General features: G+C 45.6%; 3 protein-coding genes. 2 read left to right on the top strand and 1 reads right to left on the bottom strand.

Annotated elements, in window-relative coordinates:
* Positions 1–409: acyltransferase family protein (locus tag R8N46_RS24395; RefSeq protein WP_318189678.1), on the bottom strand; the 409-nt coding region annotated here is incomplete at its 3' end.
* 253 nt (positions 410–662) lie between these two features.
* On the opposite strand from R8N46_RS24395, the gene R8N46_RS24390 reads away from it, so the two are divergent.
* Both R8N46_RS24390 and R8N46_RS24385 read left to right on the top strand, forming a co-directional pair.
* Complete coding sequence (locus R8N46_RS24390; protein ID WP_005468576.1) at positions 663–1253, top strand: TetR/AcrR family transcriptional regulator; 591 nt, start codon at positions 663–665, stop codon at positions 1251–1253.
* A 120-nt stretch (positions 1254–1373) separates the two neighbouring features.
* The coding region (locus R8N46_RS24385; RefSeq protein ID WP_318189677.1) for an alpha/beta hydrolase at positions 1374–2007 on the top strand (634 nt) is incomplete at its 3' end.

Here is a 2007-nt window from a genome sequence, read left to right as displayed (position 1 = left end):
ACAGGTGGACAAGCCCGCCTTCTAGTAATGAATTCAGTGGTGCAGACGCTAAGTATCCCCAGTAGCCTTGTCGTTCGGCAAGGTATCCCGCTTCTGCTACGACTTGCCATTGGAACGGCATGAGTAAGCTGATCACGCTCCAAACCAACCAAATTTTCATTAGAGGTTTCGCATAGTTGACTAAAGTTTCGAGTGGATTGCTGCTCAGCTTAGGTTGGATAAGGTAACCAGAAATAAGGAAAAAAAGTGGAACCGCAAAACGAGCGAGCTGATTAAGAAGATAACCAACCCAAGGTACGCCATCCCACTGCCAATAAGTGAGGGCCATTTGGCAATGCAGCCCGACAATTGCCACCATGGCAATGATGCGTGCAAATTCTAAACTGGCTATTTTTCGGTTTGTCGCCATACGTTACTTACCTAAATGAATAAAAAACTTCAGCGAAAGTAACAGTTCGCGACGCACTTCATGCATGAAAAAATCAACACATTGCAGCTTGAACCTTAGCAATGTCTGAATTTAAGACTCACTTCAAACTTCTTGATTCCGCATCTATTAACCCACTCAATAGGTCGATCTTAGCGAGAAAATGACATGGATAGATGGTTAGACCAGTTAACTCTTCATTGCAAAAAAGAACGACCGTGCTAAAACTACAGTTATGAAAAAAGGAAAAGTAACGAAAGAGTTCATTCTGCAGCGCGCATTTGAAATTGCCAGTGAAGACGGCTTAGAAAGCCTCACCATTGGCGAACTAGCGAAGCAGTGTGGCATGTCCAAAAGTGGTCTGTTTGCTCACTTTAATTCCAAGTTGAATTTGCAGCTTTCCGTGCTTGAGTACGCAAACCAAGTGTTTGCTGAAAGAGTGATTGAACCTGCACGCGGGCTTGGTGATGGCAATATTGAGCGGAAAATCCGAGGGTTGTTGGATTCTTGGATGACGTGGAACCATTCATTTCAAGGCAGCTGTATGTTCCTTGATGCGTGGAATGATGCCGCAGACAAAAATTGTCCGTTACAAGCGGCATTACGTAAAGCGATTGATACTTGGTTAAGTTATCTAGAAATTCAAATTGCGAAAGGCAAAGAAAACCAAGAGTTTATAAGCGACTTAGATACTCGTCAGGCGACGTTCGATTTATACGGGCAGTACCTGAGCGCGCATGTTTTCTATTCGATCAAAGGTGAGGAAGAGAGCTTACGCCTATTTTGGCAAGGCATCGACAACTTGCTTGCTCGATGGAGAGGTTAACACCGTCTACGGGTAACGAAGATTCATTTTAAAGAGCGACAGAGTTCGCTCTTTCTTATCAGCGTAAAAAGCACGACCGTTCTATTTTTGCTAAGTGTGCTGATAACTAAGGAAAAGATCATGAGTGAGAAAATCTATTTTAATACCTCGCAGCGTTTTAGTGTGAAGCGCAGTCTCGTCAACATCAGTACCCGCTTGCACCACACATTGGCCCCATCGCATGCGAAGAAAACGGCGCGAAAACTGCTGCTTACTCCTGCGCGTACGCAACCAAAAAATGCGGAGCCACAAGGATTAGTTAAAGCAGAAATCCAAGTGCACACTGGGGCTATCAAAACGTATTCGTTGGGTCAGGGGCCTGTGTGGGTTCTGACTCATGGTTGGTCGGGCACGGCGAGCCAGTTTTATCCGTTGATGGAGCATATCGCGGCTTGTGGATTTACAGCGTTGGCTTACGATCATCCAGCACATGGTGAAAGTGATGGTCAATATGGCCATATTCCGGGCTTTGTGCGTGGTTTGGAAGAGGTTCTCGACTCGGTAGAAGAAGGCGTCGCCGGATTGGTTGGACATAGTATGGGAACGGCGTCTGCACTTGAGTGCCGTCATCATAAGTTGGAAAACAAGCCACTGCTATTGATTGCGCCAGTGTTGAATTACGTAGAGAACTTGTTTGGCAGCATTGCGCGTTCTGGCTATTCAATGAAACTGTTCAAAGCGGTGGTATCGGAAGTGGAAGATCAGTATGGCTACC

Source organism: Vibrio sp. 1874 (assembly GCF_033344395.1).
In the GTDB taxonomy this organism is placed as follows: domain Bacteria; phylum Pseudomonadota; class Gammaproteobacteria; order Enterobacterales; family Vibrionaceae; genus Vibrio; species Vibrio alginolyticus.
This window is presented reverse-complemented; position numbering and strand designations above follow the sequence as displayed.